The sequence below is a fragment of the Haloechinothrix halophila YIM 93223 genome (assembly GCF_000504245.1).
Lineage (GTDB): Bacteria > Actinomycetota > Actinomycetes > Mycobacteriales > Pseudonocardiaceae > Haloechinothrix_A > Haloechinothrix_A halophila.
The window spans coordinates 4629759-4647505 of record NZ_KI632509.1 but is presented as its reverse complement, the minus strand read 5'-3'; the positions used below and the strand labels follow the sequence as shown (position 1 = coordinate 4647505).

Below are 17747 nucleotides of genomic sequence, written 5' to 3'. Positions count from 1 at the left end.
CCTGAACCTGCGAATCCGTAACGCCGCCCGTGCCCCGTTCGACTACCGAACAGCCTCGGATTCGCCGAATTGTCGGTCCCCGCTGCCAGACTGCGCGATACAGCGACAAGCACCCGCTCGACCGCGGTCAGCACTGGTGGCAGGCGCGATCGGAGGGGGAGAGGAATGGAGCAAGCATGAGTCGAGTACGTGTTCTCGTCGGCACACGCAAGGGTGCGTTCGTGCTGACATCGGACGGCAAGCGCGAGGAGTGGAAGGTCAGCGGACCGCACTTCGCTGGCTGGGAGATCTACCATGTCGCGGGATCACCCGCCGATCCCGAGCGCCTCTACGCGTCGCAGTCGACAGCGTGGTTCGGGCAGCTCATCCAGCGTTCGGACGATGGCGGCACGACATGGGAGCCGGTGGGCAAGGACTTCACCTATGAGGGCGAGACCGGCACGCATCAGTTCTACGACGGCACAGCGGTGCCATGGGAGTTCACCCGCGTCTGGCATCTTGAGCCGTCGCTGACCGACCCGGACACCGTCTACGCGGGCATCGAGGACGCTGGGCTGTTCCGCACGGTCGACGGCGGCCAGACATGGCAGGAGCTGCCCGGGTTGCGAGCCCACGGGACAGGGCCGCAGTGGCAGCCGGGCGCGGGCGGGCTGTGCCTGCACACGATCATCCAGCATCCGACCAACCAGGACCGGCTGACCATCGCCATCTCGGCGGCTGGCGCGTTCCGCACCGACGATGGCGCGCAGACATGGCAGGCGATCAATCGAGGTCTGAAGTCCGACGGCATCCCGGACCCTGACGCCGAGGTCGGCCACTGCGTGCACCGCATCGCGATGCATCCGTCCCGGCCGGATGTGCTGTTCATGCAGAAGCACTGGGACGTCATGCGCAGCGACGACGCGGGCGACAACTGGTATGAGATCAGTGGCGATCTGCCTACCGACTTCGGCTTCCCGATCGCGGTGCACGCTCACCAGCCGGACACGGTCTACGTCGTCCCGATCACCAGCGACTCGCTGCACTACCCGCCGGAGGGCAAACTGCGCGTGTACCGGAGCCGGGTCGGTGGCAACGAGTGGGAACCGCTGACCAACGGGTTGCCGCAGGAGAACTGCTACGTCAACGTGCTGCGCGACGCGATGGCGGTCGACTCGCTTGATGAGTGTGGTGTCTACGTCGGCACAACGGGAGGCCAGGTCTACGCATCGTCTGATGCGGGAGACAGTTGGGCGCCGATCGTGTCCAACCTGCCGTCGGTGCTGTCCGTGGAGGTGCAGACGCTGCCATGATCCGCGTCAAGCTCCCGACGCATCTGCGTAATCTCGCGCACGTGGACGGCGAAGTCGAACTGGACCTCGATCATCTTGGCGAGGCCTCGGTGTCGATGGTGCTGGACGCGCTGGAGGACCGGTACCCGGTGTTGCGCGGCACGATCCGTGACCTGAACACCGGCAAACGCCGAGCATTCGTGCGCTACTTCGCCTGCGAGCGGGATCTCTCGCATGATCCGCCGGACACGCCGTTACCGAAGGAGGTTCTCATAGGCGACGAACCGCTGCTCATCGTCGGCGCGATGGCGGGTGGGTAGCCTGCTGGGCGCGCCGCTCCGATACGGAACGGCTGACTCAGGTGTGCGACACGATGAGACGGAAGCCGGCATCCCACCGATCGAGGTCGAGTAGGTTCCGGTGACGTTCATGCCATCGGCGGGTGTTCAGGTCGTGGCGTAGACGATCTATGCCGCGCTCGACGGCGTCAGGGTTCGTCTGCGCGAGTGCGGAACAAGCGCGCCGAACGCGAGGGTCGAGGTAGGCGGCTGGGCGTCGCCAGTAGGCAGGGAACACGCCATCGGTGAAGTCCCACGGCAGCGGCAAGGCCGTGACGCTGTCGGCGCGTAGTTCGGTCGCGATGTCGTCCGCGGACGGCCGGGTCAGTTCCACATCAGCGATCTCGGGTATGTAGTCGCGGACCAGCCAGAACTCGGTGTGCCGATGTGTGTCGTAGGCGAGGACGACTTGGCGCGGTGCTATTCGGCGGAGTTCGGTGAGCCCTGCGCGCCAGTCGGACCAGTGATGGACCGTGAGTACGGCCAGTGCGGCGTCGACGGCATGGTCGCGCAGCGGCAGGGCCTCGGCGACCGCGCGAACGGCGGGATGTGCTGTGTGCGGTCGCTGACGAACCATCTTGCTGGACGGCTCTAGGGCGAGTACGGGCCGATCGTCTGGCTCGTAGGAGCCGGTGCCCGCGCCGATGTTCGCGATGGAATGCGCGGTGCCGAGTGCGGCGAGGATGGCCGTCATCCAACGTCGATCGGTGCGCCGTCCTAGTGAGTATCCGTTGCCGATGCGGTCGTACAGCGCGGTTCCGGCCAACTGTTCCTCCCCCATTGCGCGGCGTGCCTGGACGGTATCGATCGCCCGAGAGCCACGCTCAGCGGCGCGTTTGGTCGCCCTCGTTCGCCATGCGTCGCAGCATCTCGTTGTACGCGGCGAGATCCGCTTCGCTGTCGCCGTCGGCCTTGCGGTCCATGCGCTTGGCCTGCCGCTCGTCTGCGCGTGCCCACTGCATCATCAGCGCGATCAGCACGATGAGCGCGGGAATCTCGCCAGATGCCCACGCGATTCCGCCGCCGAGACGTTGTTCCGAGAGCAGATCGTTGACCCACGGCAGGTCGAGGCCGCGGTAGAAGGCCGCTCCCATGACGGTCTGCGAGCTCATCAGGATGACGCCGAAGAACGCGTGGAACGGCATCGACGCGAACATCAGGCCGAGCCTGCCAAGGGGCTGAAGTGGCCGCGGCGCGGGGTCAACGCCGATCAACGGCCAAAAGAAGACGTAGCCGACCAGCAGGAAGTGGGCGTTCATCGCCAAGTGCGCCCAGTGGTAGTCGAGGGCGACGTCGAACAGCCCTGAGAAGTAGAGCAAGTAGAACGACCCGACGAACAGCACGCCAGCGACGAGCGGTTGTGTCAGCCCGCGTGAGATGGGCGAGTGCACGAACGCCAGCACCCATTCGCGTGGTCCCGGCGCACCGTTCTTGCCCGCTGGTGGCAGCGCACGCAGCGCGAGCGTGACGGCGCCGCCCAGTACGAGGAACACCGGCGCGACCATCGACAGCAGCATGTGGTTGCCCATGTGCACGCTGAACATGGCTGGCGAGTATTTGCCGATGCCGGACGACGTCGAGATCAGGATCGTGGCGCAGCCGAGCAGCCACGCGACTGTGCGGCCTACCGGCCAGGAGTCGCCGCGGCGACGCAGCCGCCGGACACCCGCGAGGTAAACGGCGGCGAGGACGAGGGCGAGCGAGCCGTAGATGAGGTCGAAGCGCCAGTCGAACAGCAACCTCGCCAGGGTCGGTGGTCCCTCCAGCGGGTAGCCAATGAGAAGTTCGATCGTGCCGGGAACCGTGCCAATCTCGGCAGGTGGTTGTGTGCGCGCCAGGGCGCCCGCGATGCCGAGCGTCACGAACATGATCAGCACCTCGACCCCAGCGAGCTGCATGAACGCGCCCTTCGTGCCTCGCTCGGTAAGTGCACGGACGCCCCTGCTGCGCTGCTGCTGACCGAACACACCGAGCATGCCGAGAGCGGTGATCTTGGCGAAGACCAGCAGGCCGTACTGCGTGGTGAACAAGTCACCGGGCGCCACCCGAACGAGTGAGTTGATGACGCCAGAGATGGCCATCGCGATCCAGCAGGCCAGTGCGATGCGGGAGAACCGGCGGGCGGCCAGCGGAAGGTCCGGCCCCTTGCGCCTGCCGAGCGCGATGAGCGCGATCAGGCCACCCACCCAGAGCGCGGCGGCGATGATGTGGATGAGCAAGCTGTTGGTCGCCACATCGTGTGAACCACCTGAAGAAGAGTGCCCGGTGGCCCCGATCGGAATCAGACCGCCGACGGCGACGAAGAACAGCACCGTCGTCCAGCCCCACGACAGCACCACCCGCGACGCGACGGCGAGCACGAACGCGATGAACGCCGTGATCAGCCACGCTTTCGGCTGTTCGATGGCGCCGACGAACTGGACGAAGACCTGCGGATCGAGCAGGTCAGTGACCGGCCTGCCTGCGCCATCGGCGGCGGCGAACAGTGCGGCGGCGATCGACGCCACCATCCAGCACCAGGCGGATATCGCCGCGGTGCACACGGCGGCATAGCCATCCGCGGCGAGTGTGCCGGACTTCTGCGGTGGCACCAGGAACGCGGCCAGCAGCAGCGAGCCAATGGTGACGACGGCGGCGATCTCGGCGAGCACGCGCGTTACGGTGACGCCGTATCGGGTGAACGCGCCGGGATCAGAGATTCCAGCGATCTCTTCGCCCGCGGCACCGGACAGTGTGATTAACAGCACCGCTACCACGAAGGCGAGCGACGTGCCCACCACGGCGAGCGTGGTCACGCCCGCTGGCCGCGACGTGCGCGTCGTTGTCACCGTTCCTTGCTGTTGCCGCACATCAGAAGGGTAGGGTGCTGACGAGTGGCAGCGACGCGCGCACCCCCGCATAACGGCGAAATGCGGCGCCGCTCACAGTGCGTCGTTAGTGCGTATGGTCGGCCGCGATGACGCCATCCGGGCGACGTCGCCTGCCCGAACGCCATGCCGATGTACGCCTCAGGTGAAACAATCGCGACATCTGACGCGATCACACCAACGGCTACCGATAAACTTGGCCAGAGCGCCAGGCGTAGCCTCGGCCCGCCTCCGTAGCTCAGCTGGATAGAGCAAGAGCCTTCTAATCTCTAGGTCGCAGGTTCGAGTCCTGCCGGGGGCACTCGTATCACGAGGTCACGGAGCATGTTGATCACTTCCTAACCCGAACCTCGAACACCGGAAGGTCCAAAAGGGGTCCGCTTTCACCCGGACCTTGATCGGCTCGAAGGCGGTCCGGCGTGCCATTCCGATGGATGCGGCGGTGCATCGGCTACGGCGTCGCCATGCCGCCGACAGCGTCCCTCGGCGAACCGAGGGACGCGGTCGGCGCGGTCGCGCTCCTGGCGATCATGGCCACGACGTTCACCGCGGTCGGCCGCTGGCAAACCCGGCGCGGCGCGGGCAGCTCTCGCAGCTCCTGCGCCGGGCTCGCTGCCGTCGTGGCTGTCGGCCGCTCGTCATCACCGCGCATCCCGGAGGCGTCGTGATGGTGGAGACACGCGATCATCGCGATGAGTACCCTGTGGGTGAACCACTCTGTCGCATGCCCCCGGTTTGGCCACCGGGGCATGCGACAGGGGTGGTCCGTGCGACGTTGAGGGTGTGACGCCGTGTCGTCAGACGCTGCCGCTGTAGGGCAGACGATCCGAGAGCTGCGCACAGCCCTGGGCTGGTCTCAAGCGCGTCTCGCTGCCGAGCTGCACCAGGCGGCTGATCGGGACACCGTGACTCGCGAGATGATCTCGCGCTGGGAGCACGGCAGGCGCTGCCCCGGTCCGTACTGGTTGAGGCATCTGGCGACCGTTCTGCAGGTTCCCATCGAGGTGCTGGAGAGGAGCGGAGTGGATCGACGTGGTTTCTTGACAGCGGCTGCGGGAACGGCGATCGCGCCGCTCGTCGCGAGCGATCTCGTCGAGACAGGTTTCGCCGCTCGCATCAACGGTGCTGGGCCGTCGCTCGACGACTGGGAACAGCTCGTCGACGTCTACGGCCGCGACTACATGACAGCAGGCGCAGCCGAGATCCAGCGCCGCCTCGCAGCCGACCTCGTCGTGCTCCAGCAGCAGACCGACAGCCCGCACATGTGGGCAGTCGCCGCTCGTCTCGCGACGCTGTATGCCAAGACATTCCCCGGAAGCGACGGGAACCGCGCCGTGCGCTGGTATCGGCACGCCGCCGAGTTCGCCGACAGGAGCGGCGACCTGGACACGCGCGTGTGGGTGCGCGGCCGCGCCGCGATCGCGCTCGGCTACGAGGGCGCATCGCTCGGCATCGCGGACACGCTCGCGCAGCAGGCCATCGAGCTGGACGACCGGCCGAGCCTCGGCCGCGTCAACGCCGTCATGGGACGAGCGCACACCGCTGCGCTCCGCGGTGACCGCGGCACCGCGTTGACGCTGCTCGACGAGGGCAGACGAGCGTTCGACCACGCGGGCTCCGACGACGCCGAGTCCGACTACGCCGTGCCGTGGTGGCGATTCCAGGTCTTCACCTCGCTGATGGCCGCACGGCTCGGCGAGGACCGGATCGCGCTCGACGCGCAAGCCGAGGCTGCGCGCCATCTGCCACCGTCGCTGCCGCGATTCCGCACACACCTCCAGATGCACCAGGGTCTAATGCTCGTTCGCTCGGGAGATCAGTCCGGCGTCGACGTCGCGCGCGCTGCGCTCGACGAGTTGCCACCCGAGAAGCACAGCTTGACGCTGCGGATGCTGATGGACGAGATCACCGCCGCCTGAGATTTGGCTACCCCCGTGGCCACTCCCGCGTGCGTCGCAAACGGCAGACGCTACACCTATGACCGCCGCCACAGCCCCGACGCTGCCGCCGACTGCGCGCTGGATGGCCACTGAGCCGATGTCGGTCGGTGTGTTCCACCTCGGCCGCACCAACGCCCAGTGGGTACCGAGCACTGGGCCGTGCACGGGCGGCATGGGCGGATCTGGCGGGTGGCCGACCCTCTGCGGGCTGATCGCCCTACCGCTGTGGCGAGAGGTCGGCGCCGACGAGATCGACTGGCGCGGAACCTGCCCAGACTGCTGGGAGGCAAACGAGTGAGCCGCCATCTGGAGCGGCAGCGTCGCCGGGATCGGCAAGGTGCTGTCATTGCTGCGGTTGTGCTGATCACCGCGATGACGTGGGCCGCGCTCAGGGTGCTGATGCTGCCATGACAGCACGCGAGACCGATCCAGACCTATGGGCGGCCCTCGCCGCGACCGAACCCGGCATCGTCCGCACGATCTACCTGCTGGTCACCGAGCTGGACCGCGCCGAGCTTGACGGTGACCTACTCCGCGGCCTTGGCACGGAGCTGAGCCAGATAGGCGGCAAACTCATCGAGCGTGCCGACCGCGTCGTACTCGACCAACGGTGACGCGCGCGCTACGTTGCGCGGCAGCTACGACGTCGCTGTGCTGCGGGCGCTCAACGAGTTGGGCGCCGATCCTCGCGTGCTCGACGAGAATGACCGCACCCGGATGATCGCGGATGCGATCACGCAGGTCGACGCCGAAGACCTCGCGCGGGTCGTCGCTTGGCTGTGCGGCGTGCCCTTCTGATCACTCGTGAACAACGTGGGGGCCGCCGAGCACCTGGAATCGATCCGGCTGGACACAACCTCTCGTACCTAACCGTCCAAAATCACACTCAACTCAGGTCCGTTAGGTTCCGCCATGTACGACCATCGTCCCAGGTCAGAGCACCCACACTCCGCCTCGCTCCGCCCGATCACGGGGTTGCCTGCGACTCTCTAGGTTCGAGTCCTGCTGGGGGCACAACGACGGACAACTTACGGGTACGTGGTTGTCCCCAACCGCCCTAATGGGCGCACCAGTGGCGCCAGTGGCGGCCTGGGTTGTCCACATCGCGGCTCGTGTTCCCCATGGCGCTCAGTCCTCGCGCACGCTGAGGACATATCCGCAGCGACGAGCGACGGGGAGATGCGAGCCATGCCCATCGGGGAGACGTACCTCAACATCAACGGCCGGATCGCGACCGAGCCAGTCAAGCGCGAACTCAACGACGGCGGCGAGTCGGTCGGGTTTCTCGTCATCAGCACCGAACGGCGCTTCAGCAAAGAGGTCGGGGAGTGGATCGACGGCCACAGGTGTTCCGTGTGGGTGACATGCCGGCGCAGGCTGGCCCGGCACGTCTGGGCGTCGCTGCACAGCGGCGACGAGGTCATGGTGGCGGGAAGGCTGCGCACGCGGCAGTACGACGACGGCGGTACGACCAGATACATCACTGAGGTCGACGCGTATGCCATCGGGCCGAACCTGGCCAGAGCCACCGCGACCGTGGTGAGGATGCCCACCGGCAGTCGGGAGGCGGGCTCGTCGGAGTCCCCGCCGGTCGTCTCGCCAGCGCCACCGGCATCACCACCGTCCGAGACAGAGCTGCGCCATGCCGCCTGAGCTGGCCTGTCGCTGTGCGTCGCTGATCTGGGTCACTCAGCCGGGTCGCACGCGGCAGCCAGTGATACCGCCAGTGGAGTTGCCGACCGGCGTCATGTGCCAATGCGGACAGCTCTACCATCGGGTGCCATGGCCGAGTTCATCTACACCATGAAGAAGGTGCGCAAGACCGTCGGAGACAAAGTGATCCTCGACGATGTCAGCACCGCGTTCTATCCGGGCGCCAAGATCGGCGTCGTGGGACCGAATGGGGCGGGGAAGTCCACGGTCCTCAAGATCATGGCGGGACTCGACCAGCCGAGCAATGGTGAGGCGTTCATCCAGCCTGGCGCGTCGGTCGGCATCCTGATGCAGGAGCCGCCGCTGAACGAGAGCAAGACGGTGCGCGGCAACGTCGAGGAAGGGCTCGGCGAGATCAAGGTCAAGCTCGACCGGTTCAACGAGATCGCCGAAAAGCTTGCCACCGACTACAGCGACGCGCTGATGGAGGAGATGGGCAAGCTCCAGGAGGACCTGGACCACGCCGACGCCTGGGAGCTGGACTCACAGCTCGAACAGGCCATGGACGCGCTGCGGTGCCCCCCGGGAGAGGAAGCCGTCAGCCACCTCTCCGGCGGTGAGAAGCGCAGGGTCGCGCTCTGCAAACTGCTGCTGTCCAAGCCCGATCTGCTGCTGCTCGACGAGCCCACCAACCACCTTGACGCCGAGAGCGTGCTCTGGCTCGAACAGCACCTGGCCGACTACCCAGGCGCTGTCCTCGCCGTCACACACGACAGGTACTTCCTGGACAACGTGGCCGAGTGGATCATGGAGCTGGACCGGGGCAGGGTCGCAGGCTACGAGGGCAACTACTCGACGTACCTGGAGAAGAAGCGCGAACGACTGGAAGTTCAAGGCAAGAAGGACGCCAAGCTCGCCAAGCGGCTCAAGAGCGAGCTCGACTGGGTCCGGTCGGGCGCCAAGGCACGGCAAACCAAGTCCCGCAAGCGTCTCGAGCGCTACGAAGAGATGGCGGCCGAGGCGGAGAAGACCAAGAAGCTGGACTTCGAGGAGATCCAGATCCCGCCGGGGCCCCGGCTGGGTGACGTCGTCGTCGAGGTCAACGACCTGGCCAAGGGTTTCGACGACAGGCCGCTCATCGACGGGCTGTCGTTCACCCTGCCTCGCAACGGCATCGTCGGTGTGATCGGTCCGAACGGTGTCGGTAAGACCACGCTGTTCAAGACGATCGTCGGACTGGAGGAGCCGGACTCGGGCTCGGTGAAGGTTGGCGACACCGTAAAGCTGTCCTATGTGGACCAGACGCGGGCTGGCATTGAACCCGACAAGACCGTATGGGAGGTCGTCTCCGACCGGCTCGACTACATCCACGTCGGCCAGACCGAGATGCCGTCCCGCGCCTACGTGAGTGCGTTCGGATTCAAGGGCCCCGACCAGCAGAAGCCCGCTGGTGTGCTTTCCGGTGGCGAGCGTAACCGGCTGAATCTCGCGCTGACCCTCAAGCAGGGCGGTAACCTGATCCTGCTTGACGAGCCGACCAACGACCTCGACGTCGAAACCCTCGGCTCGCTGGAGAACGCGCTGGAACAGTTCCCTGGCTGCGCGGTGGTCATCTCGCACGACCGCTGGTTCCTCGACCGGGTCGCCACGCACATCCTCGCGTGGGAGGGTACTGACGAGAATCCCGCCAAATGGTTCTGGTTTGAAGGTAACTTCGAAGGCTACGAAAAGAACAAGATCGACCGACTCGGGCCGGAGGCAGCGCGGCCCCATAGGGTGACGTACCGCAAGTTGACTCGCGACTGACACGAGCGCGATCGAGTCGATTACATCAGCGGAGGGTTCGTGGCAGCCAGCACGCACAGCCAGGACGCGCGAGCGAGACGCCGCGCGCCTTCCGCACCGCAGGCCGATGACCCCGCTGAAACGCTGGTCTCCGACGGCCTGCGGCTGATGTTCGGCGCGCCCGAACTCGCGCTGGTGTCCGGTGAGCGTGCGGCCGCTCTCGCCGAGGCGTCCGGCTCGGAGCGAGTCTGGGCGTATGCCGAGGGATTGTCGGTGTCGGCGCGGGTCCGGCTCGGGCATCGTGCCGACGTCGTCAACCGGGCGGTCGTGGTGCTGCGGACGGCGGAGGCCGACGGGCACGCCGATCTCGCCGCGCAGATGCGTACCGAATTGGCGCTGTGCGCGCGTAGTGTTGGCGTCCCGCTGACCGGGCTCGCCGCGCTGCGACCGGTGCTGGCCGACGAGCACGCCCAGCCGGTATGCCGGATCGGCGCGTTGCTGCAATTCGTCGGGTGTATGGCCTCGATCGGACGCCGAGGTGTACTCGATCGCGCGCTGGAGGAGGCCGACAAGCTCGCGGACTCCGACCCGGGGATCGGCGACGCCGACCGGGTCAGCATGCGCGCGCTAGTCCAGGCGCGCACGGCCGCGCATCTGCGTCGGCATGGCGACATCTCGGCGTCGATCGACGCGGCGCGCAACGGTCTCGACATCGTCGAGGGCAGCGACGACGTTCTCGTCGACAGCACGCAGATGCGTACCAGGCTCACCCTGGAACTGGTGTGCGCGTTGCTGGATCAGGGCTCGCGCGATGAAGCGGACGCCCTCGCGCAGCCGCTGTTCGCCGAACCGGCGCGGGCGGCTTCTATCGCGCCACTCGCGTGGATGCGACTGGCCATCGCGACCAGGGTGCATCTGGCGTCCGCAGCCCCTGAGACGGCGGGCATGTTGATCCGTGACGCTCTGCACCACACTCGGCGGCATGACCTACTCGCGCTCAGCTCACGCCTGTTGCTGGAGCTCTCCCACATCGAGGAGCAACTTGGCAGGCCAGCGGAAGCGCTCACGTGTCTGCGTGAGGCGCGGGTCTGCGAGCACAGCTACGGCAGACTGCGGCGACAGGCACTCGGGTTACTCACCGGCGAGTTCGGCAGAGGGGAGCAGCCAGCCGCCGACTTCAATCGCGCGCTCGCTGAGCACGAGGAGCGCGTCGCGCAGCAACGCAAGAGCCAGCCAGCTGGCAAACGCAGGCGTGTTGAGCCGTCGACTGAGACAACCCAGATGATGCCCGCGGTGACCGCCGATGCGCCCCCACCGCGCAGCGAGCCAGCGCGGCCCGAGCCCGCTCCATCGACGTCCGCGTCGCCGGAGCCCGGGTTCTGGGAGCCCGCGTCCTGGGAGACCACGTCGTCCGAACCCGCCGCGCCGGCGAACCGGCCGTCGTCGGCCGCGTACGAAGACTCACCCGCGTCGCACGAGGCCGCTCCGGCGCGGCCGTCGACCGCTCCGTGGGAGACAGTCCAGCAGCCCGCCGTGCCGTGGGCCAAACACTCCGCACCCCAGGAGGCGGACCAGGGGGCCAGGCACCAAGCTGACAGGACGTCATCGGTGCGGTCCGTGCTGGATCGGCTCGGCGTCGCGGTCGGGTCCGGTGGCAGGCGGCACGCATCTGACGACGAGCCAGATCGGCGTGGGCGGCATGAACAACCCGACCACACGGCTGGCACGGGCTGGACCGAGCAACCGGCTCAGCCGTCCTGGACCGAGCAACCGGCTCAGCCGTCGTGGAGCGAGCGACCGGTTCAGCCGTCGTGGAGCGAGCGACCGGTTCACACGCCGTGGAGCGATCAGCCTGCTCACACGCCGTGGATGGAGCAGCGGGATGAGCGGTCGAAGCCTCCGTCACGGCCGCCGATGCCGTGGGAGCAGCCCGCGCAGGAGCAGCAGCCGCCCAGCCCCTCGTGGGCCGAGCGTTGGGAGCAGCGGCACTCCGAACCACCGCATGCGAAGCCGCCGTCGCGCCCGGCATGGACCGCGCAACCCGCGAACGCGGAGTGGTCGTGGCGGCCCGACCCGCGTCCGGAACCGGAGCCAGAGCCCGCACCCGAGCCCACGCCGGAAGAGGCCCCGACGCTGTATGCCGCCCCGCCCGACGTGCGGGCCGAGCCGCTGTTCGCCCCGCGGGAGGTCGAGCCTGAGGTGCCGCAAAGACCCGAGGTCGAGATCGGCTCGGACACGTCGCCAGAGCCAGACCGGACGCCGGAGCCAGCGCCCGAGCCGCAGCCGGTCCGGGAACTCGACAGCGTCCTTGCGGTGTTCAGCAGCTGGGCCAATGGCGACGACGACAACTCGGCGGTGACGCCGCGAGTGCGCAGCAGACGGTGGCAGCGTACCGAGACCAGTGGGTCCGCCAGCGGACATCGCGGCACCAACGGGCACGCCGTCAACGGCGACAGCCCGCTGCGTGGCAACCACGGTGGCGGCCCGATCTAACCGCCCCTGATAGGCCACCGCACCCCACGTAATACCGGGTGTCCGAAGCGGCCGCGCCCGCGGTGCTGCCGTGATCCGGGCCAGTCACCGCGCGTATGTTCCTGCCGGAACCTCGAAGCATAGCGTGCCGCCAGGAGATGTCTCGCTGCCTCCTGGGAGGACACCGGTGCGGCCACGGAGCTAGGGTGTGTGGCGTCGATCGCAGCGTCGCGGTCCGCTCCCGGTGGGCAGCCGTGCGTGCGAAACGACAGGTGGAGTGACGGCGCACGAGCGTGCGGAATGAAAAGGGATGTCGCCGGAGCTCGACGTCGCTGGCGGCGAACGTCGAGCGGAACGGGCAGGATGGGAGTCGGCATGACCACAGTGGGTTCGGAACGTGCTGCCGGTGGCCGCGTCGCGACCCCGTCGCTGGAACAGCAACGCGACGCCCTCGTAGAGCGAGCGACGTCGATGGCGTCCGATATCGCCGACCTGATCCGGCTCTACTACCGCCACGTGCCGCCGGAGGACATCGTCGGCACCGACCCCGCTGACCTTGTCGGGGCGGTGCGCGCCCACAAGCGGCTGGCCGAGCAGCGTACCCCGGGCTCGCCCGCGATTTGGATCGGCAAGCCCAATGCGCAGGAAAACGGCTGGTCCAGCGACGGCACGGTGGTGCAGATCGTCACCGATGACATGCCGTTCCTCGTCGACAGCGTGGCGGCCAAGTTCGCCCGCTCCGGTATCGACGTGCAGCGCATCGTGCACCCGATCCTCGTCGTGACCCGAGACGTCACCGGCTCACTGCGCGAACTGCACCCCACCGCCGACGCTGCCGCTCCGCCGGAGGGGGCGGCGACCGAGTCGTGGATCCTGGTCGAGCTGGATCGGATGACCGACGCCGAACGCGCCCTCGAGATGGAGAACCGGCTGCACGCGGTCATCAACGACGTCCGGGAGGTCGTCGAGGACTCCGAACGGATGTCGGCCACCGCGCTGGACATCGCCGAGGAGCTGCGGACGTCCCCGCCGAACCTGCCGCGGACTGAGGTCGCTGACGGCGAGGCACTGCTGCGCTGGCTGGTGCGGGGACACTTCACCTTCCTTGGCTATCGGCGCTACGAGGTCATCGCCGAAAACGTCATTGAGGACGGTGCCGAGAGCGCCGCGGCCACGCAGGAGGAGCAACATCCCGCGCTGCGGGCAGTGCTGGCGTCCGGGCTGGGTGTGCTGCGGCAGGACAGCCTCGCGGCCCGCGACCTCACCAAGGGTCCGGACATGGCCGAAACCGCGCTGGCCCCGACGTTGCTGGTGCTGACCCCGGCCAGCGCACCGTCCACGGTGCATCGCCCCGTGCACCCGTACTACATCGGCGTCAAGATCTTCGACGACGACGGCGACGTGGTTGGTGAACACCGCTTCCTCGGCATGTTCACCACATCCGCGCTGCACGAGGACGTGCTCGACATCCCGGTGATCGAGCGCAAGGTCCGCGACGTCATCCACCGCGCGGGCTTCCCGATCGAGTCGCACTCCGGCCAGGAGATGCTGGAAGTGCTGCAGAGCTGGCCTCGCGCCGAGCTGTTCTCCACCGACCTCGACTCGCTGTATGCCACCGTCACCGGCGCGATCGCGCTCGCCGACCGGCGCAGGCTGCGTGCGTTCCTGCGCCGCGATCCCTACGGCCGGTTCTATTCCTGTGTGGTGTTCGTGCCGCGTGATCGCTACTCCACGCAGACCAGGCAAGCGATGCAAGAAGTGCTGCGCACCGAGCTGGACGCCGACACCGTCGAGTTCGCCGTGCGGCTGGGCGAGACGCTGTTCGCGCAGGTGCACTTCACCGTGCACACCCAGCCGGAACGGATGATCGAGCCGGACGCGTTGCGACTGCAGGAACTGCTGAATGACGCGGTGCGCGGCTGGGATGACCGCCTGATCGAGGCGATCCACGCCGAGCGAGCGGCCGCGGGCGACGACGGCTACCGCGACGAGACCTCGTATCAGCTCGGCCAGCGGCTCGCCGGATCGGTTCCCGAGGCGTACAAGGAGGACTTCGACGCCGCCACCGGGCTGGCCGACCTGCGCACCGTCGAGTCGTTGTCCAGCGAGGACGACGTCGCGATGTCGTTCTACGTGCCGGACGAGACCCGGAGCGAGCAGCGTCGGTTCAAGCTGTACCTGCTCGGTGAGGGCGTCACGTTGTCCACACTGCTGCCGATGCTGCAGAAGATGGACGTCGAGGTCGTCGACCAGCGGCCGTACGAGATCAGCGTCGCCGACGGCACGCGCGGCTGGATTTACGACTTCGGGCTGCGGGTCGATCCGACGGTGCTGGAGCGGTTCACCGACGAGACCGCGTTGCTCGAAGTGCGCGAACGTTTCCAGGACGCCTTCCGCTCGATGTGGGAAGGCAACGCCGAGGTCGACGGCTTCAACGGGCTGGTGTTGCGCGCTGGCCTGACCTGGCGGCAGGCAGCCGTCCTGCGGGCGTACTCGCGTTATCTGCGCCAAGCGGGCACTCCGTACTCGCAGGAGTACATCGAGGACGCCGTCCTGGCCAACTCGGCGATCTCGGCGGCCTTGGTGCGGCTGTTCGAGGCGAAGTTCGACATCGACGCACCCGACGAGGACCGCACCGAGCGGGTCGACGGCATCGTGACCGAGATCAGCACCATGATCGACGCGGTCGTCAGCCTGGACGAGGACCGCATCTTGCGCAGCCTGCTCGCGGTGATCACCGCGACGTTGCGCACCAACTACTACGTCACCGACGCCGACGGCCAGCCGAGGCCGTACCTGTCGATCAAGCTGGAACCGGCGGCTGTGCCGGACCTGCCGGAACCGAGGCCGCGCTTCGAGATCTTCGTCTACTCCGCGCGGGTGGAAGGCGTGCACCTGCGGTTCGGGCTGGTCGCGCGCGGCGGGCTGCGCTGGTCGGACCGCAGGGAGGACTTCCGCACCGAGGTCCTTGGGCTGGTCAAGGCGCAGGCGGTGAAGAACGCCGTGATCGTCCCGGTCGGTGCGAAGGGCGGCTTCGTCGTCAAGCGCCCGCCCGCGGCGACTGGTGACTCGACTGTCGACCGGGAGGCACGGCAGGCCGAGGGCATCGCCTGCTACCGCATGTTCATCTCTGGCCTGCTCGACCTCACCGACAACCGCAAGGAAGGCGTCACGGTGCCAGCGCCGTCCGTAGTGCGCTACGACGGCGATGACAGTTACCTCGTGGTCGCCGCTGACAAGGGCACGGCCACGTTCTCCGACATCGCCAACGACGTCTCAGCCAGCTATGGCTTCTGGCTGGGCGACGCGTTCGCCTCCGGCGGCTCGGTCGGCTACGACCACAAGGCCATGGGCATCACCGCTAAGGGCGCGTGGGAGTCGGTCAAGCGGCACTTCCGGGAGCTGGGCGTCGACACCCAGCGGCAGGACTTCACCGTGGTCGGTATCGGCGACATGGGCGGCGACGTCTTCGGCAACGGGATGCTGCTCTCCGAACATATCCGTCTGGTCGCGGCGTTCAACCACCTGCACATTTTCCTTGACCCGAACCCGACGGACACTGCTGCCGCTTTCCGGGAGCGGGAGCGGATGTTCGCGCTGCCTCGCTCGTCGTGGGAGGACTACGACACCTCGCTGATCAGCGAGGGCGGCGGGGTGTATTCGCGCAGCGCGAAGTCCGTCCCGATCACACCGCAGGTCCGCGAGGCGCTCGGCATCGCGGACGGCGTCACCAAGTTGACGCCGAACGAGCTGATCCGCGCGATCCTGCTCGCCCCCGTCGACCTGCTGTGGAATGGCGGCATCGGCACCTACGTCAAGGCATCCACCGAGAGTCATGCCGATGCCGACGACAAGACCAATGATCCGCTGCGCGTCAACGGCAAGGACCTGCGGGTCAACGTCGTCGGTGAGGGCGGCAACCTCGGGCTGACCGAGCGAGGCAGGATTGAGTTCGCCCGCGGTGGCGGCAAGATCAACACGGACGCGCTGGACAACTCCGCCGGTGTCGACTGCTCCGACCACGAGGTCAACATCAAGATCCTCTTGGAGCAGCTGATCGATGAAGGGCACCTCGACAAAGACAACCGGGTGTCGCTGCTGGAGTCGATGACCGACGAGGTCGGCGAACTGGTGCTGGCCAATAACTACCGGCAGAACGCCGTGCTCGGCACCGCGCGGGCGCACGCTCCCGCGATGGCCTCGGTGCACCAGCGGCAGGTGTCGTACTTGGAGACCAAGGCTGGTCTGGATCGCGAGCTGGAGGCGCTCCCGAGTAACGAGGAGTTCAAGGAGCTGGACAAGGCGGGGCAGGGGCTGTCCTCGCCGGAGCTGGCGACGCTGCTGGCGCACGTCAAACTGGACCTCAAGGATGAACTGCTCGACAGCGACCTGCCCGACCAGGAAGTGTTCCTGCGCATCCTGCCGGACTACTTCCCGTCCGCGCTGCGCGATCGGTTCCGCAAGCAGATCCTGGACCACCCGCTGAACCGGGAGATCGTCACCACCCAGGTGGTCAACGAGGTCGTCGGCGGGGGCGGACTGACATATGCCTACCGGCTCAACGAGGAGCTGAACGCCACCGCGACCGACGCGGTGCGGGCCTTCGTCGTGGCCACCAAGGTGTTCGACCTGCAGGCCATCTGGCGGCAGGTCGACGCGCTCGACACCGATGTCTCCACCGAGGACACCGACACCATCGTGCTGGAAACCCGCAGGCTGCTTGACCGGGCCTCGCGCTGGTGGCTGACCAACCGGCCGCAGCCGCTGGCCGTCGGTGCCGAGATCAACCGCTTCGCCGTCGTTTCGGAGCTGATGCCCAAGGTGGCTGGCTTCCTGCGAGGCGCGCAGGCGGAGTCGGTCGACGTCAAGCGAGCCGAGCTCGCTGGAAATGGGCTGCCCGCCGACCTCGCCGACCGGATGGCGGTGCTGCTGCACACCTACGGGCTGCTCGACGTTATCGAGGTGGCCGAGCTCGCCGAGCACGAGGTGGGCTTGAGCAAGGAACGCAGCCCGCATGAAACCGCTGAGCTGTACTACGCGCTGTCCTCGCATCTCGATGTCGACGCGATGCTCACCTCGGTGAGCGCTTTGGAGCGGGGCAACCGCTGGCACGCGCTGGCGCGGCTGGCGCTGCGGGACGACATCTACGAGTCGCTGCGGATGATCACGCTCGACGCGCTGCGAAACTGCGATCCGGACGACCACGTCGATGACAAGATCGCCGAGTGGGAGACGGTCAACGCCTCCCGCCTGGCCAGGGCACGTGTCACGCTCGGCGAGATCAGCCGCTCGGGACGACTCGACCTGGCCACGGTCTCCGTCGCCGCGCGGGAGCTGCGCAGCATGGCGCGGTGAGGGAGCTGGATGCGTGGGCCGAGCGCACCCAAGGCGTCATTCGTCGCATCGCGCTGCGTACGGTAG

The 17747-nt window shown here is 67.5% G+C and carries 13 protein-coding genes and 1 tRNA gene; 12 read left to right on the top strand and 2 right to left on the bottom strand.

Annotation, left to right across the window (positions count from 1 at the left end; translation table 11 throughout):
* The first annotated feature begins 176 nt into the window (after positions 1 to 176).
* Both AMYHA_RS21160 and AMYHA_RS21155 read left to right on the top strand, forming a co-directional pair.
* Entirely contained in the window at positions 177 to 1292 is a 1116-nt protein-coding gene (locus AMYHA_RS21160; protein WP_034273866.1) for a WD40/YVTN/BNR-like repeat-containing protein, read from the top strand.
* A complete protein-coding gene (locus AMYHA_RS21155) occupies positions 1289 to 1591 on the top strand; it encodes a MoaD/ThiS family protein (RefSeq protein ID WP_034273863.1) in 303 nt (100 codons plus the stop codon). The genes AMYHA_RS21160 and AMYHA_RS21155 overlap by 4 nt, the downstream gene beginning before the upstream one ends.
* Positions 1592 to 1628: 37 nt before the next feature.
* Here AMYHA_RS21155 and AMYHA_RS21150 read toward each other — a convergent pair whose 3' ends face one another.
* Together AMYHA_RS21150 and AMYHA_RS21145 are read right to left on the bottom strand one after the other, a co-directional pair.
* Positions 1629 to 2303: a class I SAM-dependent methyltransferase gene (locus AMYHA_RS21150; protein ID WP_084037654.1), complete on the bottom strand. Its 675-nt coding sequence runs from the start codon at positions 2301 to 2303 to the stop codon at positions 1629 to 1631.
* Positions 2304 to 2433: 130 nt separating this feature from the next.
* Entirely contained in the window at positions 2434 to 4509 is a 2076-nt protein-coding gene (locus AMYHA_RS21145) for a cytochrome c oxidase assembly protein (protein ID WP_084037413.1), read from the bottom strand.
* A gap of 194 nt (positions 4510 to 4703) precedes the next feature.
* Between AMYHA_RS21145 and AMYHA_RS21140 the strand changes: the two genes are divergently transcribed.
* The 10 genes from AMYHA_RS21140 (at position 4704) to AMYHA_RS21095 (ending at position 17681) form a co-directional block, all read left to right on the top strand.
* Positions 4704 to 4777 (top strand) — tRNA-Arg (locus tag AMYHA_RS21140).
* A gap of 133 nt (positions 4778 to 4910) precedes the next feature.
* Positions 4911 to 5144, top strand: coding sequence for a hypothetical protein (locus AMYHA_RS21135; protein ID WP_034273857.1), 234 nt, complete (start codon positions 4911 to 4913; stop codon positions 5142 to 5144).
* Positions 5145 to 5267: 123 nt separating this feature from the next.
* Entirely contained in the window at positions 5268 to 6395 is a 1128-nt protein-coding gene (locus AMYHA_RS21130) for a helix-turn-helix domain-containing protein (protein WP_051400152.1), read from the top strand.
* Positions 6396 to 6453: 58 nt separating this feature from the next.
* Positions 6454 to 6714 (top strand): hypothetical protein, encoded by a 261-nt coding sequence (locus AMYHA_RS21125; protein WP_034273854.1) that lies wholly within the window; start codon positions 6454 to 6456, stop codon positions 6712 to 6714.
* A gap of 109 nt (positions 6715 to 6823) precedes the next feature.
* On the top strand, positions 6824 to 7030 hold the full coding sequence (locus AMYHA_RS21120) for a hypothetical protein (RefSeq protein ID WP_034273852.1): 207 nt from the start codon (positions 6824 to 6826) through the stop codon (positions 7028 to 7030).
* The gene (locus AMYHA_RS21115) at positions 6999 to 7214 is read left to right on the top strand and encodes a hypothetical protein (protein WP_034273849.1); all 216 of its coding nucleotides are present in this window, start codon (positions 6999 to 7001) and stop codon (positions 7212 to 7214) included. The genes AMYHA_RS21120 and AMYHA_RS21115 overlap by 32 nt, the downstream gene beginning before the upstream one ends.
* Positions 7215 to 7604: 390 nt before the next feature.
* Positions 7605 to 8069 carry a single-stranded DNA-binding protein gene (locus AMYHA_RS21110; protein ID WP_169732962.1) on the top strand — a complete coding sequence of 155 codons (465 nt, stop codon included), beginning with the start codon at positions 7605 to 7607 and terminating at the stop codon, positions 8067 to 8069.
* 129 nt (positions 8070 to 8198) lie between these two features.
* Positions 8199 to 9875: an energy-dependent translational throttle protein EttA gene (gene ettA, locus AMYHA_RS21105; RefSeq protein WP_034273846.1), complete on the top strand. Its 1677-nt coding sequence runs from the start codon at positions 8199 to 8201 to the stop codon at positions 9873 to 9875.
* 39 nt (positions 9876 to 9914) lie between these two features.
* A complete protein-coding gene (locus AMYHA_RS26000) occupies positions 9915 to 12347 on the top strand; it encodes a hypothetical protein (RefSeq protein WP_051400150.1) in 2433 nt (810 codons plus the stop codon).
* 354 nt (positions 12348 to 12701) lie between these two features.
* A complete protein-coding gene (locus AMYHA_RS21095) occupies positions 12702 to 17681 on the top strand; it encodes an NAD-glutamate dehydrogenase (protein WP_231104847.1) in 4980 nt (1659 codons plus the stop codon).
* The last annotated feature ends 66 nt before the right edge of the window (positions 17682 to 17747 follow it).